Annotated in this window: 19 protein-coding genes; 16 read left to right on the forward strand and 3 right to left on the reverse strand. The window is 56.2% G+C overall.

Going from position 1 to position 20044, the window contains the following annotated elements; genetic code table 11:
- Positions 1–9: 9 nt before the first annotated feature.
- Complete coding sequence (locus IEW65_RS05125) at positions 10–561, reverse strand: DUF2062 domain-containing protein (protein WP_188638422.1); 552 nt, start codon at positions 559–561, stop codon at positions 10–12.
- Between the two features lie 97 nt (positions 562–658).
- Between IEW65_RS05125 and IEW65_RS05130 the strand changes: the two genes are divergently transcribed.
- The 7 genes from IEW65_RS05130 to murB are packed head-to-tail and all read left to right on the forward strand — an operon-like array spanning position 659 to position 8195.
- On the forward strand, positions 659–2926 hold the full coding sequence (locus tag IEW65_RS05130; protein WP_188638423.1) for a DNA internalization-related competence protein ComEC/Rec2: 2268 nt from the start codon (positions 659–661) through the stop codon (positions 2924–2926).
- A gap of 56 nt (positions 2927–2982) precedes the next feature.
- Complete coding sequence (gene msbA, locus IEW65_RS05135; RefSeq protein WP_188638424.1) at positions 2983–4719, forward strand: lipid A export permease/ATP-binding protein MsbA; 1737 nt, start codon at positions 2983–2985, stop codon at positions 4717–4719.
- Positions 4716–5732 (forward strand): tetraacyldisaccharide 4'-kinase, encoded by a 1017-nt coding sequence (gene lpxK / locus IEW65_RS05140; RefSeq protein ID WP_188638425.1) that lies wholly within the window; start codon positions 4716–4718, stop codon positions 5730–5732. Before msbA ends, lpxK begins: the two co-directional genes overlap by 4 nt.
- Positions 5725–5934 carry a Trm112 family protein gene (locus IEW65_RS05145; protein WP_188638426.1) on the forward strand — a complete coding sequence of 70 codons (210 nt, stop codon included), beginning with the start codon at positions 5725–5727 and terminating at the stop codon, positions 5932–5934. The genes lpxK and IEW65_RS05145 overlap by 8 nt, the downstream gene beginning before the upstream one ends.
- Positions 5934–6725, forward strand: a complete 792-nt coding sequence (kdsB, locus tag IEW65_RS05150; RefSeq protein WP_188638427.1) for a 3-deoxy-manno-octulosonate cytidylyltransferase — start codon at positions 5934–5936, stop codon at positions 6723–6725. The genes IEW65_RS05145 and kdsB overlap by 1 nt, the downstream gene beginning before the upstream one ends.
- A complete protein-coding gene (locus tag IEW65_RS05155; RefSeq protein WP_188638428.1) occupies positions 6722–7189 on the forward strand; it encodes a low molecular weight protein-tyrosine-phosphatase in 468 nt (155 codons plus the stop codon). The genes kdsB and IEW65_RS05155 overlap by 4 nt, the downstream gene beginning before the upstream one ends.
- Positions 7179–8195: a UDP-N-acetylmuramate dehydrogenase gene (gene murB / locus IEW65_RS05160; RefSeq protein WP_188638429.1), complete on the forward strand. Its 1017-nt coding sequence runs from the start codon at positions 7179–7181 to the stop codon at positions 8193–8195. The genes IEW65_RS05155 and murB overlap by 11 nt, the downstream gene beginning before the upstream one ends.
- A 62-nt stretch (positions 8196–8257) precedes the next feature.
- Here murB and rne read toward each other — a convergent pair whose 3' ends face one another.
- Positions 8258–11548: a ribonuclease E gene (gene rne / locus IEW65_RS05165; RefSeq protein WP_188638430.1), complete on the reverse strand. Its 3291-nt coding sequence runs from the start codon at positions 11546–11548 to the stop codon at positions 8258–8260.
- Positions 11549–12235: 687 nt separating this feature from the next.
- Here rne and IEW65_RS05170 point away from each other — a divergent pair.
- From IEW65_RS05170 to sppA, 3 genes are read left to right on the forward strand one after another with little or no spacing between them, the layout of a single operon-like run.
- Positions 12236–13177: an RluA family pseudouridine synthase gene (locus IEW65_RS05170; RefSeq protein ID WP_188638431.1), complete on the forward strand. Its 942-nt coding sequence runs from the start codon at positions 12236–12238 to the stop codon at positions 13175–13177.
- 12 nt (positions 13178–13189) lie between these two features.
- Positions 13190–13840, forward strand: a complete 651-nt coding sequence (locus IEW65_RS05175; RefSeq protein WP_188638432.1) for an HAD family hydrolase — start codon at positions 13190–13192, stop codon at positions 13838–13840.
- Between the two features lie 52 nt (positions 13841–13892).
- Positions 13893–15008 carry a signal peptide peptidase SppA gene (gene sppA, locus IEW65_RS05180; RefSeq protein ID WP_188638433.1) on the forward strand — a complete coding sequence of 372 codons (1116 nt, stop codon included), beginning with the start codon at positions 13893–13895 and terminating at the stop codon, positions 15006–15008.
- 2 nt (positions 15009–15010) lie between these two features.
- On the opposite strand, the gene IEW65_RS05185 is transcribed toward sppA, so the two are convergent.
- Positions 15011–15613, reverse strand: coding sequence for a Maf family protein (locus tag IEW65_RS05185; RefSeq protein WP_188638434.1), 603 nt, complete (start codon positions 15611–15613; stop codon positions 15011–15013).
- A 159-nt stretch (positions 15614–15772) separates the two neighbouring features.
- Here IEW65_RS05185 and IEW65_RS05190 point away from each other — a divergent pair, with 159 nt between their 5' ends.
- From IEW65_RS05190 to acpP, 6 genes are all read left to right on the forward strand, one after another.
- Positions 15773–16321: a YceD family protein gene (locus IEW65_RS05190; RefSeq protein ID WP_188638435.1), complete on the forward strand. Its 549-nt coding sequence runs from the start codon at positions 15773–15775 to the stop codon at positions 16319–16321.
- Between the two features lie 36 nt (positions 16322–16357).
- Positions 16358–16528: a 50S ribosomal protein L32 gene (rpmF, locus tag IEW65_RS05195; RefSeq protein WP_009099300.1), complete on the forward strand. Its 171-nt coding sequence runs from the start codon at positions 16358–16360 to the stop codon at positions 16526–16528.
- Positions 16529–16568: 40 nt separating this feature from the next.
- Complete coding sequence (plsX, locus tag IEW65_RS05200) at positions 16569–17582, forward strand: phosphate acyltransferase PlsX (RefSeq protein ID WP_188638875.1); 1014 nt, start codon at positions 16569–16571, stop codon at positions 17580–17582.
- 154 nt (positions 17583–17736) lie between these two features.
- Positions 17737–18696, forward strand: coding sequence for an ACP S-malonyltransferase (gene fabD / locus IEW65_RS05205; RefSeq protein WP_188638436.1), 960 nt, complete (start codon positions 17737–17739; stop codon positions 18694–18696).
- Between the two features lie 52 nt (positions 18697–18748).
- Positions 18749–19492, forward strand: coding sequence for a 3-oxoacyl-ACP reductase FabG (gene fabG, locus IEW65_RS05210; protein ID WP_188638437.1), 744 nt, complete (start codon positions 18749–18751; stop codon positions 19490–19492).
- Between the two features lie 124 nt (positions 19493–19616).
- The gene (gene acpP / locus IEW65_RS05215) at positions 19617–19850 is read left to right on the forward strand and encodes an acyl carrier protein (RefSeq protein ID WP_008956801.1); all 234 of its coding nucleotides are present in this window, start codon (positions 19617–19619) and stop codon (positions 19848–19850) included.
- Positions 19851–20044 lie beyond the last annotated feature (194 nt).

A 20044-nucleotide genomic window follows, 5' to 3' on the forward strand; every position in this document is an offset into this window, starting at 1 on the left:
TGAGTTAACTTAATCGTCAAATTCTGATTCGATGCGAGCCCTGCGCCGCCGTCTTTTAAGGCGGCGGCGCTTCCAGTTATGAGAGACATGCCAGCGCCAAATGAGGCGAATACCTATATTGGCCACGGTGGCGAGCACAATCGCAGTAATGAGTGAACCTAGCATCAAGGGAGGCAAAATATCGTGCATCTGCTCGGCGATCCAACGAGTCGAGATGCGGGACGGAGCCTCTCGTGCAGGTGCTCCAAGTAGAAAGGTACCTATTCGATAATTGACATAAAAAATAAGCGGCATAGTGAGCGGGTTGGTCACCCAGACAAGCCCCACTGAGAGCGCTAAGTTGCAACGGCTTAGCCGCGCACCCAGCGCTGCCACCACCATTTGAAACGGGATGGGAAGCATCGCGCAAAAAAGCCCGACGCTAAAAGCGTTGGCAACGCTGCGTCGAGTTAATAGCCATAAGCCCGGATCCGCGATCAGCGGCGCTATAAAGCGCAGTGAACGCTGACGCCTTAACGTATCGGGTTTTGGCATGTAGCGCTGCAGGAAACGGCGCGGCATGTCAGGTACTCTTGCTATAAGTCGTTTCTATTATCCATATAGCGTAGGGCTTCGGCTACGGCGCGGACAGTAATGGTTGAACAGCAGGGAGGGGCGCATGGGGCAAGGGATTGCAATGCCTGCCGCATTGGCGGCGCTTGGCGGTGGTCTTCTGGCCGGGTGGGGGGGTGGTTCGAGTGGTGTTTGGCTGGTGCCAGTCGCGTTCTTAATGGCCCTGTTGTTTGTCAGCGCATGGCGGCCAAAAGCGTTGATTTGGCTGCTAATTGGCGGGGGAGTTGCCTTTAGTATTCAGCAGGAATGGGCACGCAGGTTACCTTCGGGGTTAAGTGGCCAAGATCTTGCTGTGTATGCCAAGGTTGTCGACGTTCAACATCATCAAGATGCCAAACGGCTGCGCTTAACTATTGAACGCTGTACGGCTCCCGCTCATTTACTTCCCTGTGATCAAGTGCGCCATGTCCGGGTGAGTGCCTACGATCAACATGCGTACCGAGTCGGTGAGCGCTGGCAGATGACGCTGCGCCTGCGCCCTCCTGCTGGTTTTAAGAACCCTGACACGTTTGATTTTGAGCAGTGGCTCTGGCGGGAGGGCATTCATGCCACTGGGTATGTCCGTTCAGAGCCTACCCCTCAGCGGCTGGAACAGGCCTCACCTCGGTTACGTCAGCGGGCGCTCGACTTTCTTGCTCAGCTTCCATTGGAGTCGCGTACCCAGCGCTGGTTAGCTGCGTTGACCCTTGGGGATAGCGAGCAGCTCACCCAAGATGACTGGGCACTGTTAAATGCTACAGGCACCACCCATCTGGTTGTGATATCAGGTCTCCACGTAGGGCTAGTCGCGTCATTTGTATTGCTGCTCAGCCGCTATAGCGCGCGTTTACTATCTTCAACCAACTGGCGGCTTCGCACCTGGCCCTGGTGGCTTGCTGGTGCGGCAGCTGTTGGTTACGCGGTGCTGGCAGGCCTTGCTCCACCGGCGATGCGAGCGATGATTATGACGCTGTTGGGCTTGTGGGTGCTCAGTGGCCGTCATGCCCCGGGGCCTTGGCAAGCCTGGTGGCTTGCGTTTGCATTGGTGCTGATGATCGACCCGTTGGCGCTTTGGCGGCCAGGGCTATGGCTCTCATTTGTGGCGGTGGGATGGCTGATTATTATTTGGCAAGGGAGGGCTCGGCCACAGGGTGTAAAAGGCTGGTGCTGGGCACTGCTGCGTTCTCAATTACTGCTGGCACCATTAATGGCTGCCGCGGTACTGGTTGCTTTTGGTCGTGTGGCTCCAGCCGCCCCTTTCATTAATCTCTTGGCCGTGCCCTGGGTGAGTTCTGTCATGGTGCCTACCGCGCTGCTGGGCTGGTTACTGTCACCTTTGCCGTTTGTTGGCCTGTTGCCCTGGTGGGTGTTTGAACAAGCGTTGGCAGTCTTTCATCAATGGTTAGTGGTTGCGGTAGCGTCAGCGCCGCTCTGGCAGCCGCCGGCACATTTGGCCTACCCATTAGCGGGTAGTCTTGTGCTGTTGGCGCTGTGTTGGGGGCTGCCTTCCGTTCCCGGCTGGCTGCGTGTTGGCACGGCAGCGCTGGTAATGACGATTCCCTGGTGGCCAAGAGAGCAATCGATTTCTGCTGGGCAGTTGCAAGTGACCGTTTATGATGTGGGGCAAGGGCAATTAATAGAGCTGCGCAGTGCTAACTTTCGATTGCTATACGATACTGGCCCTCGCTTTCGCAGCGGTTTCATGCCGCTACAAAGCCTTTGGCCGCCGGGCCAATTCTTTGATCACGTGATGGTGAGCCACGCAGATACTGACCATGCCGGAGGTGTTGATGCGCTATTAGCAGATCACCAAGTGGCACAATGGTCTGCACCGGCAGGGGAGTCCCTATCTGTTCCCCGGCAGCGCTGCGAGCAAGGACAGCACTGGCAGCATGATGGTATTACGTATCGAGTGCTCTGGCCGCCTGGCGGTGTGAATGAGCTATCTTCTAATGATCGCTCTTGTGTACTGGCAGTGTATGCAGGTGAGCACAGCTTATTGATCACTGGTGACGTGGGCCGCCAAGTGGAGCGGCAACTGCTCACACAGCTGGAAGGAAGCGTTAGCGTGCTAGTGGCGGGGCATCACGGTAGCGCGACCAGTTCGGGCGTTCAGTTTGTTCGTGAGACGCGGCCGCAGCATGTTGTTTTCAGTGCTGGGCGAGATAATGCGTTCCAGCATCCCGTCGATGATGTTGTGCGCCGCTTTCGCCAGCAGCAGAGTTGTTTATGGAGCACTGCCCAAGATGGCGCGCTAACATTTTCGCTGATCCCCCAGCAGTCTGTAACGCTTCAACCAGTGCGCAACTTGGTCGGTGGCCAGAAGCGGTGTTGAAGCGCGTCACCATCAGGTAGAATCGCCCACACTGCACACTACTGCCGGGAGCGCGTGTGACTGACTCAGGTTGGATGCTTTATAAACGTTTATTGGGCTACGTAAAGCCACACTGGCGTGCGTTCGCACTGGCCGTGGTTGGTTTTGTGATTTATGCGGCGTCAAGTACCGCGCTGGCGGAGATGATGAAGCGGCTCATTGACGGGATTCAAAACCCAGATGCCGCCTTTCGGTTTTTCCTGCCGCTGTTCGTGGTGCTGATGTTTGCCGCTCGCGGGTTAGGGACTTTTTTAAGTACCTATTTTATGGCTTATGTGGGGCGCTACGTGATTCATACGCTGCGCTGCGATGTGTTTGCTCACTTGCTTCATCTGCCAGGACGGTTTTTCGATCATCACTCCAGCGGCCATCTGGTGTCGCGAGTGACTTACCACGTTGAACAAGTGGCAGGGGCGGCGACCAACGCCGTCACCATCATCCTGCGGGAAGGGCTATTCGTCGTGGGGTTGATCGGTTATCTGTTCTGGACAAACTGGATGCTAACGCTGCTGTTTTTGGGCGTGACTCCCATTATTGCCGGGGTGGTGAGCTATGTAAGCAAACGCTTTCGGCGTATTTCCAAGCGTATTCAGCACTCCATGGGTGATGTTACCCATGTGGCGTCAGAGGCGCTCTCGGGCTATCGCGTGGTGCGTACTCACGGCGCGGAAGCGTATGAGAAGCAGCGTTTTGAGCGGGTAAGCGAAGAGAACCGTCGGCAAAGCATGAAAGAGGCGATGACCCGTGCCGTCAGCTCGCCCGTGGTGCTTATGCTGGTAGCCCTCTCGATGGCGCTGCTGGTTTGGCTGGCCATGGCCCCCTCGTTGATGGAAAACATGACGCCGGGTGAGTTTGTCGCCTTTATTACTGCCGCTGCCTTAATGATCAAGCCGGTGCGCCAGCTCACCGAGGTAAATAGCGAGATTCAGAAAGGAATTGCCGCAGCCTCAGAGCTCTTTGGGCTGCTCGACCTAGCTCCCGAACAAGATGAAGGTAAGCGTATTCCCAGTAAGTTGACGGGCAATGTGGTGATTGAGAACGTCAGCTTCCGCTACGGTGATGACCAGCCTAACGTGCTGCATAGTGTGGAGCTGAACGTTGCCCCAGGCGAACTGGTGGCCATTGTAGGCCGCTCAGGGAGTGGTAAATCTACCTTGGTTAGCCTGTTGCCACGCTTCTACCGACCCAGTGAAGGGCGCATTCTGATTGATGGCGTAAACGCTGATGAGTATGCCTTGGGGCCGCTTCGCCAGAATATTGCCTTGGTATCCCAGCAAGTGACGCTGTTTAACGCCTCTATCGCCCACAATATTGCCTATGGCGTGACCGACCCTGACATTGCTGCCGTTAAAGCAGCTGCCGAAGCAGCCTATGCCAGCGAGTTCATTGAAAAGCTGCCAGAAGGGTATGCAACGGTTGTTGGTGAGAACGGTGTCATGCTGTCAGGTGGACAACGCCAACGACTGGCCATTGCTCGGGCAATTTTTAAAGACGCCCCCATTCTGATTTTGGATGAAGCGACCTCTGCCTTGGATACCGAATCAGAGCGCTATATTCAAAAAGCGCTAGAGCACGTGTGCGAGGGCCGCACAACGCTGGTGATTGCCCACCGACTCTCCACCATTGAACGGGCCGACCGTATTTTAGTGATGGATCAAGGCCGCATTATTGAGCAAGGCACCCACCAAGCGCTGCTGGATAAAGGCGGGGCTTACGCCGCGCTGCATCAACTTCAGTTTCAGGAGAGTGAATGAGCCTTGCGCAGCGCTGGTTAAAGGCTGCTTATGGGGGCAGTGCTTGGCTGGCTCCGCTCTACCCGTTAGGTAGCTTATACCGTTATCTTGCGTGTCGTAGAGAGCAACGCTACCGACGGGGTAACGCACCAATATGGCAAGCGTCGGTGCCGGTGATTGTGGTCGGCAATATTACCCTGGGCGGTACGGGGAAATCGCCGTTGGTGGCTTGGCTGAGCCGCTGGTTGCAAGAGCAGGGGTACTCTCCCGGCATTGTGACCCGTGGTTATGGCGGCAAAGCACCTCACTACCCGCTATTGGTCACACCATCAACCGACCCGCAGCATAGTGGTGATGAGCCGCTCATGCTGGCACAGCAAACGGGGGTCCCGGTGATCGCGGATCCCCAGCGCGCTCGCGGCGCACAAGCGCTGGTGCAGCAGGGCTGCAACATTGTGATTAGCGACGATGGCTTGCAGCACTTGGCCTTAGGGCGTGATATTGAGTTAGTCGTGATTGATGGCGCTCGCGGGCTTGGCAATCGACGTTGCCTGCCTGCCGGGCCATTAAGAGAAGCGCCCGCTAGGCTTGCCAGTGTGGATGCGGTGATTATCAATGGAGCGCTGCAGCACCCGCTTGAGGTGCCCCATATGACGATGCAACTGGTGCCGCAGCGCTGGCGTTATTTGGCCACCGGTCAGCACTATCCGCTGCAGCCGTTGCCGTTTACGCTGCCCGTGCATGGGCTGGCTGGCATTGGCAATCCTCAGCGGTTTTTTAATACGTTGCAGGCGTTGGGCGTTCAAGGGGACATGCACCCCTTTGAGGACCACCAACCATTTAATGAACGCACCGTTCAGTTTACGCCGCTGCGCCCAATCATTATGACGGCTAAAGACGCTGTAAAGTGTCAGGCGTTTGCGCCGCCGGATAGTTGGGTATTAGAGGTAGAAGCACAGCTTCCGCAAGCATTTGAGGACTGGCTGTTAAACAGGCTGTCCGTACTAACACAAAGGGGTCGCATCGATGGATAAGGAACTATTGGCAATGTTGGTTTGCCCGCTCTGTAACGGTAAGCTGAAGTATGACCGCGAGGCGCAGGAACTTTGCTGCCATTACGACGGCTTAGCCTATCCGATTCAGGATGGCATCCCCGTGATGCTGCCTGAAGAAGCACGAAAAATGGATGTCGATGAAAAGCTATCTACCTCGCCTGGTCGCACCGGGGAGGCGTAATGGCTGACGTGACACCGCAGTTTATTGCTGTTGTACCCGCTCGGTTTGGCTCTTCGCGCCTGCCGGGCAAACCGCTACTTGAGATTGCAGGTGAGCCCATGGTGGCTCACGTTTGGCGTCGTGCCTGCCAAAGCCAGGCCAGCCGGGTAGTGGTCGCGACCGACGATGCGCGGATTCGCGATGCCATGCTGCCCTATGGCGCTGAGGTGGTGATGACCCGCGATGACCATCCATCGGGCACAGATCGACTGGCCGAGGTCGCAGAGCAATTAGGCCTCAGTGGCGACGCGTTAGTGGTGAATGTGCAAGGGGATGAGCCGCTGATTCCTCCTGCGCTTATTGATCAGGTGGCGCTTCGCCTTGCGGATGACCCGGATGCGGCGATGGCAACCCTTGCCGAGCCCATTGCAGACGTTGAGACACTGTTCAATCCTAACGTGGTGAAAGTGGTGCGTTCTCTGCAAGGGCGGGCGCTGTACTTTTCCCGGGCACCGATTCCCTGGGATCGTGAGCACTTTAAGACACAGCCAAACCTGCTAGAAACCGATGCCTGGCTACGCCATATCGGCATTTACGCCTATCGCGCAAGCTTCCTCGCGGCGTATCAAGACCTTCCTCCTTCAAGCCTTGAGCAGTTGGAACAGCTGGAGCAACTGCGCGCGCTGCAGCATGGTTATGCGATTCAAGTGGCGTTGGCAAACACAGTGAATCCTGCCGGAGTGGATACCCAGGAGGATTTAGAGCGGGTGAGGGCGCTGTTTGCCGTGCAGGACGAAGGAGGTGGCCTATGACCCGCGTACTCTTCGTATGTCTAGGCAACATTTGCCGCTCGCCTACGGCGGAAGGTGTTTTTCAGCGCTCCCTTGACCGTGCAGGGCTGAGTAAACGCGTGTCTATCGACTCCTGCGGTGTGGGCGATTGGCATGTGGGTAAAGCGCCGGATGCACGCGCTCAAGCGGCTGCACTGCGACGTGGCGTCGATATTAGCCATCTACGTGCCAGACAGCTAAACGCAAGCGATTTCCTTGAATTTGACTATGTGCTGGGGATGGATCGCGAGAATTTGGCTGCTATGCAATTGCTAAAGCCTGCTGATAGCCAAGCAAAGGTAGGCCTGTTCTTAGCGTATGCAGGGCTGCCTGATACCGATGTTCCCGACCCTTACTACGGCGGGGAGTCGGGATTTGAGCAGGTGCTGGATATGATTGAGCAGGCCAGTGCCGGATTGATTGAAGAGCTGACCCGTGGGCGCTAATAGGCAATCTACGTCCACTTGGGTAGATCTCTCGGCGGCCAATACGCTGAGGTTGCCTTGTCAGGCTGAGCGTTACGCAGCCCCTGCATCGCTGTCTTCTTTGCAGGTAGTGTTAAAAGAGGCGCGTGACCACCACTGGCCCGTTACTCTGTTAGGTGGTGGGAGTAATGTACTGCTGCCACCTCAGCTTGATGGCATCGCGGTTCGTCCTGCGTTTCGTCACTGGTGGCTGGAGTCTGACAAAGAGAACGTTATTGCCTACGTAGGTGCAGGCGTTAACTGGCACACCTTGGTGATGGCACTGGCAGCGCGTGGCCTTTGGGGCACTGAAAACCTTGCTCTAATTCCCGGTGATTGCGGTGCCGCGCCCGTGCAAAATATTGGTGCGTACGGTGTCGAGCTGAGCGATGTACTGAAATCGGTGCAAATCGTTGAGCTGGCAACGGGGGAGATGCGCTGGCTGAGAGTGGACGAATGCCAGTTTGGCTACCGCGACAGTCTCTTTAAGCAGGCGCTGGCGGGAAGCGTGGTGATTACCCAGCTAGCGTTAAGGCTGTCTGTGACTCCTAAGCCCGTCCTGGGTTATGGCGATTTAGCCGCCCGCGTGCCCGCGTCGCCCACGGCGTTAGCGGTTGCCCAAGCAGTGTGTGCCATTCGTCAGGAAAAGCTGCCTGATCCAGCCGAGCTGGCGAATGCAGGCAGTTTTTTCAAGAACCCGTTGGTAAGTAACGATCAGGCTCAACGGTTGTTGGAAGAGTACCCTGGGATTCCGCACTTTCCTCAGCCCAATGGCCAAACCAAACTGGCAGCAGGCTGGTTGATTGATCAGTGTGGCTTGAAAGGGCACCGAGAGGGAGCCTTTGGCGTTCATGATCGTCAGGCATTGGTATTGGTGCACTTTGGGGGAGGCGACCGTCCTGGGCTGTTGCGTTTTGCAGGTGCCATTGCCCGGGCGGTATGGGATCGATTTGCCGTTACCCTAGAGCCCGAGCCTCGAGTGGTCTAATCGTTGCTGCTTTTTTAGCCACAAAAAAACCCCGCCGAAGCGGGGTTTTTTGACGCTAACGATTACTCTTGCGAGTTTTGTTGCGCCTGCTGCTTGCGGAGTTCACGCGGGTCGTTATGGGCACGACGGCGCTGACGGCGCGGTTTGGCTGCTTCTTCAACCTCAGCCGTGGGTGCTGCGCTAGTAGGTTCAGCTGCTGGCGCTTCTTCGGTAGGTTGAGCCGATTCGTGTTGCTGCACTTTCGGCACAGAGTCTGCCTCTGCTTGAGTCTCAACAGCAGCATCTTGGCGAGGTGCTTCTTCACTCATTGCCGCTGGGGTTGGCTCGTTTGCAACAGCTGGCTCTTCGTTAGCTGCGCGTGCAGGTGCCTCTGCTGAGGGCTCTTCAACCGCTGCAGGCTCTTCGGCCACAGCAGGCTGATCAGCTACTGAAGGTGTCGCTTCGTGCTTGTGAGCGACAGGCGCTTCTGATTGCTGAGGTTGATGACTATCCTGCTCAGCAGTCTCAGCAGTCTCAGCAGTCTCAGCAGTCTCAGCAGTCTCAGCAGTTTTCTGCTCTTCTTGCGGAGTGTGGAGCTCCTCAGCAGGTGCCGTGCTTTGTGTGTCAGCTTCTGGGGTGCGTACCGCTTCTTCAGGTGCGGCACTCTCCATTGCAGGCTGGCTGTCAGAACTGTCTGCGTCAGTTGCTTTCGGTGCTTCCTCTACGGCGGGGGCCGTTTCTGGTAGCGCGTCGTGTGTTACCTGTTGCTGTTCAGCGACGGTTTCGTTAGCCGTAGGTGCGCTCTCGGCAGTCTCTGGCTGGGCGTTGCGACGTTGACGCGTTGACTTGCGTGCTTTATCTGCACTCTTAGCCGGGCGCTCTGCGGTCGTATCGTCTTCAGCCGCTGACGTTGCCTGCTCAGCACTTTCGTCTTTGGTGGTGCTTGCGACCTGCTCAGGGGCTGTCTCATTCGCCACAGGAGCAGCAGAGGCTGCCGGAGCCACGACTGCATCGTCAGATGCAGTTGTGACGTCTTGCGGCTGAGGAGCCTGGGCTGCTTCAGCCTGCAGTTTCAGTTGCTCGGCTTCTGCTTGAGGGTTGAGAGCCTGCTTGCGCGAACGGGTGCGCGGGTTGTTGCGGGTGCGCTTTGGCTTACCGTCGTCCTGGTTGCTATCGTCAGCAGCGGGAGCCGTCCGTGTGTCTTCGCTCTTCGGCTTGGGATCCCGCTGCTTCTCGCGACGGTTTTCCGGCTGAGGCGTAGGTTTCTCAACGTCCTCTTTCGGCGCATCTTTCGCAGAGGACTCTTTCTGGCGAGCGCTCTTAGGTGCGTTGTCTTGCTGTTTAGCATCCTCTTGCTGCGGATGACGGCGACGATTACGTGTGCGGCTAGGGCCGCTGCGCTTATCACTGCTGTCGTCATTGCGTGAGGTGTTGTTGGGCTGCTCGCTGCTGCGCTGCTCATTTTTCGCCGTGTTATCGCTACGCTGCTCATTTTTCGAAGCGCTATCGTTGCGCTCTTGAGCCGGCTTTGAACGACGCTCATTGCGCGGCGGACGGCTGTTGCTGGAGGCCGCTTCCTGTTTGCGCGGTGCGGGCGCTTCTGGTGCAGGCGGCTGGGTGCTGTCATCGCCCCCTAACAGTTTGGCAAAGCCGCGGATAAAGCGACCCAGTACGCTGGGTTGCTCAGGGTCTGCAGGCGCTGGCGCTGGCGTCGGTGCGGTAGCCGCTTTTGCAGGCGCTTCTTCTGTTTGCAGCGAGGCCGGAGCAGGCGCGTTATGCACAACGCTTTTTACGGCGGCTTCGGCACGCTGTGCGGGGGCCGCAAAGCTAGGATCTGGCTCTTTGCCAACCTCTGTATTGGTAGAGAGTTCGAAGCTTGAGAGGGTTTGGCTCTCATCTTCATCAAGGTGGTCTACCCGTAGGCGCTGAACGTCGTAATGCGGGGTGTGCATATCCGGGTTAGGGAGCAGCACCACGCGTACGCCTTGGCGCGACTCAATGTCTGCCAACACGCTACGTTTTTCATTCAGTAGATAAGTGGCGACAGAGACCGGCAAGATGGCGCGAATCTGTGCGCTGCGCTCTTTCATGGCCTCTTCTTCAATAAGGCGCATGATGGAGAGCGACAGAGAGCGTACGTCGCGAATGGTGCCTTGGCCGTTACAGCGCGGGCACACCACACCGCTGGTTTCGCCTAGCGACGGGCGCAGGCGCTGGCGGGACATTTCCATCAGGCCAAAGCGTGAAATGCGCCCGATCTGAACGCGTGCACGATCCAGTTTTAGCGCATCGCGCATGCGGTTTTCTACTTCGCGCTGGTTGCGCGCAGGGCCCATGTCGATGAAGTCGATCACCACCAAGCCGCCGATATCACGCAGGCGCAGCTGGCGAGCGATTTCGTCGGCGGCCTCGGAGTTGGTTTGCAGGGCGGTTTCTTCAATATCGCTGCCCCGCGTAGCGCGCGCGGAGTTGATGTCGATAGACACCAGAGCTTCGGTGTGGTCGATCACAATCGAGCCACCGGACGGCAGTTTTACTTCCCGCTGGTAAGCGGTCTCAATTTGCGACTCAATCTGGAAGCGAGAGAAGAGGGGCACTTCATCCGCGTACAGCTTAATTTTTTGCTGGTAGGAGGGCATCACCTGGCGAATAAAGGCCAGCGCCTCAGCGTGAATCTCGGGGCTGTCGATCAGTACCTCGCCAATGTCCTGGCGCAGGTAGTCGCGCATGGCGCGAATGATGACGTTGGACTCACGGTAGATCAAGAACGGTGCAGAGCGCTTACCGGCTTCCGTGGTGATGGATTCCCACACTTGGACTAAGTAGTCCAGATCCCACTGAAGTTCTTCTGGGCTACGGCCAATGCCTGCGGTGCGAACAATGAGACCCATTTTGTCGGGCACAGTGAGCTGGCCCATGGCGTCTTTTAACTGGCTGCGATCATCCCCTTCAATACGGCGCGAAATACCGCCGGCGCGGGGGTTATTCGGCATCAGTACCAGGAAACGGCCCGCCAAACTAATAAAGGTAGTCAGCGCTGCCCCTTTGTTGCCGCGCTCTTCTTTATCTACCTGAACGATGACTTCCTGGCCTTCCTTAAGCACTTCTTTAATGCTCGGGCGCCCAGACACATCTTTAATAAAATATTCGCGGGAAATTTCTTTCAGCGGAAGGAAGCCATGGCGTTCGGCGCCAAAATCGACAAAAGCAGCTTCAAGGGAGGGTTCTACACGGGTAATTTTACCCCGATAAATGTTGGCTTTTTTCTGTTCGCGCGCACCTGACTCAATGTCTAAATCGTACAGGCGCTGCCCATCTACCAGTGCAACCCGCAGCTCTTCAGGCTGGGTTGCGTTAATTAGCATCCGTTTCATGTTGTCTCACGTAGCATGGCGTGCCGACGTGCTTTTAAAAGCTAGCGTCGGCGAATCGCTGGGTGCTGCGTGCTTGTGCTCGGCGCATGATTATGCTGACGCATTAAGCCGGGAAGGCAGTCGTGCCGACCCGGCCGAAAGGGCGTTGAGTACGTGGCGGTGGCAGAACATGTTTCGGTGGCTGTCACGTCCATCCGGCTCTGCTGACACCGCCCACACCTGGCATACATCGATTCACCAACGCCGGTATCGGCACAGCGTTGATCTTAGCGCCCCTGCATGGCAGCGCCTTGTGACGAAAAGGGGCTACTGGCAAGGGCGTGACGTTTATTTAATGACGGGCCTGCCGTTGCTGACATGACCTGACGCTCTCTGTCGTTAAACTTTTGCTGAACGACAGAGTTACTGCATTTCAATACGTTATAAGCAGGGAGTGCGTACACTGGTCCATACTTTTCGCTCTGACCTGCGTGTTTGTCGGGCAGGTGCGAAGGCAAAACGTGGGGAATCATTCGCCATACAATAGATATATAAGCGGGCCACGTTCGGCCCGGCCACGTTGGCCGATGAGCGCATTGGAATATAACAGTAAAGACAACCACCAGCAATTGACGCAATGCCCGTTGGTCTACGTTAGAATGCCGTTTTTAGTCTGACATGAAAGAATGTCACCAGGAGTAAGCGGCAATGTCCGAAGGGCGTGAAGTACAGTGGGTGGATATCGCCCCGGAACAAGCGGGTCAGCGAATTGATAATTTTTTAATGACACGTTTAAAGGGTGCACCGCGGGCCTTGATTTATCGCATCGTGCGTAAAGGTGAAGTTAGGGTTAATAAAAAGCGGGTGAAGGTGGATTATCGCCTTCAGGCGGGCGATTTAGTGCGGGTGCCACCGCTGCGCTTGGCGCCTAAAGAGGCCGTCAAAGAAGTCAGTGATAATCTTCGTGACCTGTTGGTAGGTAGCGTGATTATGGAGGGGCCCGATTGGATGGTGCTTAATAAGCCATCAGGTTTAGCGGTACATGGTGGTAGCGGTGTGAAAATCGGTTTGATCGAAGCGCTGCGCCAGGTGCGCGACGACCTGACCTTTTTAGAGCTGGTACACCGTTTAGATCGTGATACATCGGGTTGCCTGCTGCTTGCAAAGTCGCGCGATGCGCTGGTAACGCTCAACGAAGCGCTAAAGAAGCATGGGATGGATAAGCGCTATTTAGCCTTGGTGGCAGGTCGTTGGCCTGCTCGCAAAACCTACGAAAGCGCCCGATTAGATCGTTTTGAAGCCGGCAATGGTGAGCGCCGAGTGCGGGTGGATCCTAATGGTAAGGTGTCCCGAACCCACTTCTCGGTTGTAGAAACGTTTGAGAAGGTCACGCTGATTGAAGCTGAGCCCGTGACTGGGCGCACCCATCAAATTCGTGTCCACGCTGCCCATGCTGGGCATGCACTGCTGGGCGATGATAAATACGCAACTCGAGAGAGTGGCTTGCTAACCAAGCAGTTGGGGTTAGGGCGGCTGTTTTTGCATGCTCGCTCGCTTACTTTTCCCGAGCCGGGTAATGGTCGGCCGGTAACGGTGAAGGCACCGCTGCCGGATGCGCTGGAAGAGACGCTCAAGCGCGCACGTCAATAAAAGAGGGCTGTTATGCGTTACGAGCTCATTATCTTCGATTGGGATGGCACGCTCATGAATTCAGTGCCGAAGATTGTTGCCTGTATGCAGGCGGCGGCAGCAGACGCTGAATGGGGCGAACTTGATGTTAGCGCCATTGAGGACATTATTGGTTTAGGGCTGCCTGAGGCCATCGCTAAGCTCTGCCCGGGCATTGGGGCTGAGCAGGCAGAGCGGTTGCGGCAACGCTATTCTCACCATTTTGTGCAGGGTGACACCACGCCCATGCCCTTTTTCGATGGTGTAGAAGCGCAGCTGGCAAGGTTGCGGGCTCGTCCTCAGCAGCGGCTGGCCGTTGCCACGGGTAAAAGCCGTCGAGGGTTAGATCGTGTCTTCCATGAAACCGGCAGTGGGGCTTTTTTTCATGCCAGCCGAACCGCTGATGAGACGCGTTCTAAGCCACACCCGCAGATGCTGTCAGAGATTTTGACAGAGCTGCAAGTTCCCGTAGAACGGGCGGTCATGGTGGGTGATACCGAGTATGACCTGGAGATGGCGCGTGCGATTGGCATGGATCGCGTAGGGGTAACGTATGGGGTGCATACGCCTGCGCGTTTAGCGGCTAGCCAGCCGGTGTGGGTCGCAAAAGACGTACCGTCACTGTTTGACTGGCTGTACGAGTAGCCAGCGCTATGGGTGGCTCAGGACGTGATGAAACAAACAGTAGGAACCGACGATGAGTGATGAGCAGCAGCGCGGCGATAGCAGGGAAGAGTCTCCTCAGCGTGAAGATCAGCGCGACGCTGATGATCGCTGGACCCAAGGGCCTGATGTCTCCCAAGAAGCGCAGGAGCCTCCGTTAGTGGGTGGGCGAGATGACGATGCGGAAACGCTCCGCGAGCGCCAGCGTCTTGCGCAGTTGGAGATGATGGATCGCTGGATCGGAGGCGTGCTGACCGAGCAGCGCAGAACCCGTCGCTGGAAGCTGTTTTTTCGGTTGATGCTGCTAGCGCTAGTGCTGGTTTCTCTTACTACCACTTTATACCGAGTGTTTTTGGCCGAGCCAGCCGCCTCGGTGCCCGCACAGCAGCACCTTGCTTTAGTGGAGGTGCATGGCGTGATTGCCAGCGATTCACCGGCGAACGCGGAGCGTATTATTAAGGGCTTGAACCGCGCCTGGGAGAATCAAAGTGCATCGGCAGTGGTGCTGCATATTGATAGTCCTGGTGGAAGCCCGGTGCAATCTCAGCGCATCTATTCAGAGATTATCCGGCTGCGAGAGCAGGGCGATAAACCCATTATTGCAGTGATTGAGGATGTCGGTGCCAGTGGGGCGTATTACATTGCAGCGGCGGCCGATGAAATCGTGGCCTCTCCTGCCAGTTTGGTGGGCTCGATTGGCGTGATCTACGCTGGTTTTGGCTTTCAAGAGGCGATAGCTGAGCTAGGCGTTGAGCGCCGGGTGATGACAGCAGGCGAAAATAAAGCGTTTTTGGATCCGTTTCAGCCTCTCGATGAGGAAGTGGCCCGTTTCTGGCAGAGCGTGCTCACTCAAACCCACGAGCAGTTTATCAGTGATGTGCAGGCTGGGCGTGGTGAACGTTTGAGTGATCGCCCGGAGATTTTTTCCGGGCTGATTTGGAGCGGTGAGCAGGCGCTTGAATTAGGATTAGTCGATGAGCTGGCAAGCCTTGAGCAAGTGGCGCGGGCGCAGGTTGGCGAGGCGTCGTGGGAAAACTATACGCCTCGTCTAGACCCCTTCGAGCGCCTAACGCGCCGTTTTACCCAAGCGGCGGCAGAAGTGCTCGGTCTGCAGGGTGGTCATGCGCCCTTAAAGTTTCAGGTGCAGTAACGTTAGTGATCGCCAAGTGGGTTCATACCCACTTGGCGAAGCATGTTGCACAGCGCAATGAGTGGTAGGCCGATCAGCGCATTAGGGTCGCGTCCTTCTAAGCGCTCAAACAGCGCAATGCCTAACCCTTCCATACGAAAGCTGCCTGAGCTATCCAGCGGTTGCTCCAGTGCCACGTAACGCTCAATTTCCTGCTCGCTCAGTGTGCGAAAAACGACGTCAAACGGCTCGATATGCACCTGATGGCGCTGGTGGCGCGTATCTACCAGGGCAAGGCCAGTCAAAAACGTGACTTTATGGCCTGAAAAGCGCGCTAAGTTAGCCCGGGCTCGCTCAGCGGTATGCGGTTTGCCGAGAATGTCACCTTCAAACAGCGCTATTTGATCAGAGCCAATAATGCAGTGGTGGGGAAAGCGCTCGGCGACGGCGTTTGCCTTGCTCAGCGCTAGGCGGTGCACCAATGCCTGGGGTGACTCATCAGTCAGCGGTGTCTCATCAATATCGGGGGAGCAGCACTGGTAGGGAAGGTGTAGCCTATCCAGCAGCGCTTGACGAAAGCGCGAGCTAGAGGCGAGTACAAGAGGGGCGTCGGGTGTTTGTGGCACTATCGTCTCCTAGTGGCCTAAATGGCGTAATATGCATCGGCAATGAGTGTAGCGAAAGCGCAGCGGCATGCCTAATGACGCTGTTTCCATCGATAAACCGATAAGAATTATGCCATGAGCTTTGACACCAGGAGGGCGAGTGCCTATCATTGCGCGCCTATGTTGACCTCACAACTCCCCAGCCGGGTTGAGCCTTATAAGCTTGCAGCCCGCCGCGAACGACTTGAAGGCTTAGTGGCGCTGGATAAGCTGCCCCGCCTTGCTGAAGAAGCAGGTGACCAAACTGGCGACTGTCACGTCGTGCTTGAGTTTGGTGTAGATGCCCAAGGCCGTCGCGAAATTCGTGGCCATTTGCAAGCGACCCTGGCATTGCCTTGTCGCCGCTGTATGGTGCCGCTTAGCCAAGACGTTTCCAGTAACTTCCTGCTTGGAATGATTACAGATGAAGCCTTGGCGGCCGAGCTGCCTGCCAGTCATGAACCGGTGCTGGTGGAAAATGAACGGCTGGACTTGCTGACGGTAATAGAGGATGAATTAATCCTCAGCTTGCCGCAGGTGGTCTATCACGATGAGACCGAATGCTATGTCTCGGCGGAGCAGCTGGTCAGCAAGACCGAAGGCGCGGCGGCGGAGTCCGCTTCAGCCAAGAATCCTTTCGCGGTGCTCAATGCTTTGAAAAGCAGTGGCGCTTTGAAGGGCAAAAAGTAAGCATCACTTACCCTACATACCTTGGAGTAAACACCCATGGCAGTTCAACAGAACCGTAAAACTCGTTCCAAGCGCGGCATGCGTCGTAGCCACGATGCGCTGAGCGCACCGACTCTGTCCCAGGACAAAGAAACCGGCACCACTCACCTGCGTCACCACGTATCTCCGGATGGTTTCTATCGTGGTCGTAAGGTAGTTGAGGTTTAATCCTTAACTCTTGATCGAGTGGTGAAGCAGAGTGGGTGCAGTGCGCCTAGCCATTGATGTCATGGGGGGTGACCAAGGCCCCCGTGCCATCATTGAGGGGGCTGCCAGGGCAGTGATAGAGCGTCCTGACCTAGAGCTCACTCTGTTTGGCCCGCATCAGCGTATTATCGCTGAGCTTTCGCGCTTGCCGCAGCCCTTGGCTGCGGCAGTGTCACGTTTAGTGGCCAGCGATGCGCCTGATGCTGTGTTGCAAGATGCCTCTGCGGCCTGGGCGTTGCGACATGGGCACGAGACCAGCATGGCGTATATGTTGCGCTCCGTTGCCAATGGTAATGCAGCTGCCGGTGTGAGTGCGGGAAACACGGGTGCGCTTGTGGCGCTGGCTAGGCGTGAGCTTGGTATGCTGCCAGGTTTTTCGAGGCCTGCTATCAGTACGGCGATTCCCTCGCGGGGTGGCCGACGCTGCTATTTGCTGGATTTAGGCGCGAATGTGGATTCGCCTGCGTCGCGTTTAGTCGATTTCGCCATGATGGGTGCGGCGATGTCTCAATGTGTCGATGGTATCGAATGTCCCCGGGTGGCGTTGCTGAATGTGGGTGCAGAAGCAACGAAAGGAAGCGCTACGGTGCGTGAAGCGGACCGGCTTCTGCGTGAATGCTCTCACACGTTGCGTTTTGCCTATCAGGGGTATGCCGAGGGTGGTGACATCTTTCAGGGTGACATTGATGTCATGGTTTGCGACGGTTTCGTGGGGAATGTAACGCTCAAGGCGAGCGAAGGTTTGACCCGTATGCTGGTAGAGCGTGTGCAAATGGCGTTTGAGTCACGTCTTTGTGGGCGGTTAGCAAGTTTACTGGCCAAACCTGTGCTGAAGCGGCTCAAGCAGGAGCTTGATCCCGTTCGTTACAATGGCGCAAGCCTACTTGGGTTAAAACGTATTGTGGTGAAAAGCCACGGTGGTGCCCGTGCAGACGGGTTCTACTATGCTATTCAGCGAGCATTGCAGGAAGTGGAGCATGATCTGCCTGCTCAACTTGCCAAGCGCTGGGCTTAGCTCACTTGGCCTGAGCGGGAGGCAACAATGCGTTGTATGATTTTTGCGGGTTATTGGCGGCAGCAGGATATGCCTAACGCTGTTTATCAGCAGTGCCAATAACCACGCTTATCGCTCAACTGAGCAAATGCCTACAAGAGCAAAGGTGAACGACATGTCTCAACCCCTTGCCCTCATTTTTCCCGGGCAAGGCTCTCAGCAGCTTGGGATGTTGCGAGAGCTAGCCGAGCGCTACAGTGTGGTGGGAACGACATTTGAGGAAGCATCCGACGCACTGGGCTACGATTTGTGGAAAGTCGTCCAGGAAGGTCCTGAAGATGCACTTAATGCAACGGCCTGCACCCAGCCCGCGCTACTGACATCAAGCGTCGCCATTTGGCGTGTATGGCAGGAGCTGGAAGGGCCTCGCCCCAGTATTATGGCGGGGCACAGTCTGGGTGAATACAGTGCGATGGTCTGCGCTGGCGTCATGGGTTTTGCGGAAGGTGTGCAGCTTGTACGCTTGCGCGGCGAGGCCATGCAGGACGCTGTGCCAGCAGGTCAGGGCGGCATGGCTGCTATTTTAGGGCTTGATGACGCTGCCGTAGAGGCCGCTTGTGCTAATGCTGCACAAGGTGACGTTGTTTCTGCCGTGAACTATAACTCTCCCGGTCAGGTGGTGATTGCCGGTAGCAAGCCCGCTGTTGAGCGTGCTATTGCTGCGTGCCAAGAAGCAGGTGCGAAACGTGCGCTTGCGCTCCCTGTGTCAGTACCTTCCCACTGTGCCCTGATGCGGCCTGCCGCAGAGCGCCTTGCTGCAGCAATGCAGGCGATTGAGCTGCGTGCACCCCGCTACACTGTTATTCAAAACGTCGACGCTCAGGCGCATGCGGATGTTGATACGCTGCGTACTCGTTTGATCGAGCAGCTTTATCAGCCGGTTCGTTGGTCCTCTTGCGTTGAAGCGATGTCTGAGCAGGGTGCTAATGTCTTTATCGAGTGTGGGCCCGGCAAAGTGCTGACAGGTTTGAATAAGCGTATTGTGCGCGGAGCCAAAGGGCTTGCGGTCAATGACCCTGACAGTTTGGACGCAGCACTCGAGCTTGCGCGAGAAACGTTAGCGGGTAATGCGTGATAAACGGCTATTTTCAGCTACCCTTGCTTAGTTCAGTGGAAGGAAGAGTGTTATGACGCAAGAAAAACGAGTTGCATTGGTAACGGGTGCCAGCCGAGGCATTGGCCGCGCCATTGCCCATGAGCTTGGTCGCCAGGGTCGAATCGTTATCGGAACGGCCACCAGCGAATCTGGCGCTGAAAAAATTGATGCTGACCTCAAAGCGAATGGCTTTGAAGGTGCAGGCATGTGCTTGAACGTGACGGAGCAAGCTAGCATCGATGAGGTGCTGAAGACGATCGCCGAGCGTTTTGGTGCACCGACTATTTTGGTTAACAATGCGGGCATCACCCGTGATAACCTCCTGATGCGGATGAAAGAGGACGAGTGGGACTCCGTTATGGATACCAACCTCAAATCTGTCTACCGTGTCAGCAAGGCGTGCCTACGAGGCATGACCAAAGCGCGTTTTGGGCGTATTGTGTCTATTAGCTCTGTTGTGGCCACCATGGGTAACCTGGGCCAAACTAACTACGCCGCTGCTAAAGCGGGTATGGAAGGCTTTAGCCGTGCGTTAGCGCGTGAAGTGGCCTCCCGTGCGATTACGGTGAATGCCGTTGCGCCAGGTTTCATCGCGACTGATATGACCGAAGCGCTTCCTGAAGCGCAGCACGAAATGTTGCTGAAACAGATCCCGCTGGCGCGTCTGGGTGGGCCAGAAGAAATTGCCGCTGCCGTTGGCTTTTTGACAAGCGATGGCGCAGGCTATATCACTGGTGAAACGCTGCACGTGAACGGCGGTATGAATATGCGTTGATGGCCTTGGGCTTGGCGGTTGCGTCAGCTTAAGGGCGTCTATAAACTACCCCGCAGCTTTTGGCTTGCGGTTTCCAAATAGCTGGTTATCTCTAACGGCTAATGTGAACGACTGGAGTACGTTGATGAGTACTATTGAAGAGCGCGTAAAGAAAGTAGTAGCAGAGCGCCTGAACGTTAAAGAAGAAGACATCCAGAACAGCTCTTCTTTCACTGAAGACCTGGGTGCTGACTCTCTTGACACCGTTGAACTGGTGATGGCGTTGGAAGAGGAATTCGACACTGAAATTCCTGATGAAGAAGCTGAAAAAATCACCACGGTTCAAGAAGCTATCGACTACGTAAACGCCCACCAGTAAGGGCACGGTCGACGCTGTGAACCAGGGTGGGGTGTTAACCACCCGTATCTAAAAAGCCGTCCTGATACAGGGCGGCTTTTTTGCTTTACGGTCACAATGAATATAACGTTCAATCTCCGTTATACTAGTCACCAAATTTCTGCAGCAAATGACCCAGATGGGTCGTGTCACCATGGATGCCTGGAGGAAAGCTG

The organism is Vreelandella lutescens, assembly GCF_014640815.1.
GTDB classification, from domain to species: domain Bacteria; phylum Pseudomonadota; class Gammaproteobacteria; order Pseudomonadales; family Halomonadaceae; genus Vreelandella; species Vreelandella lutescens.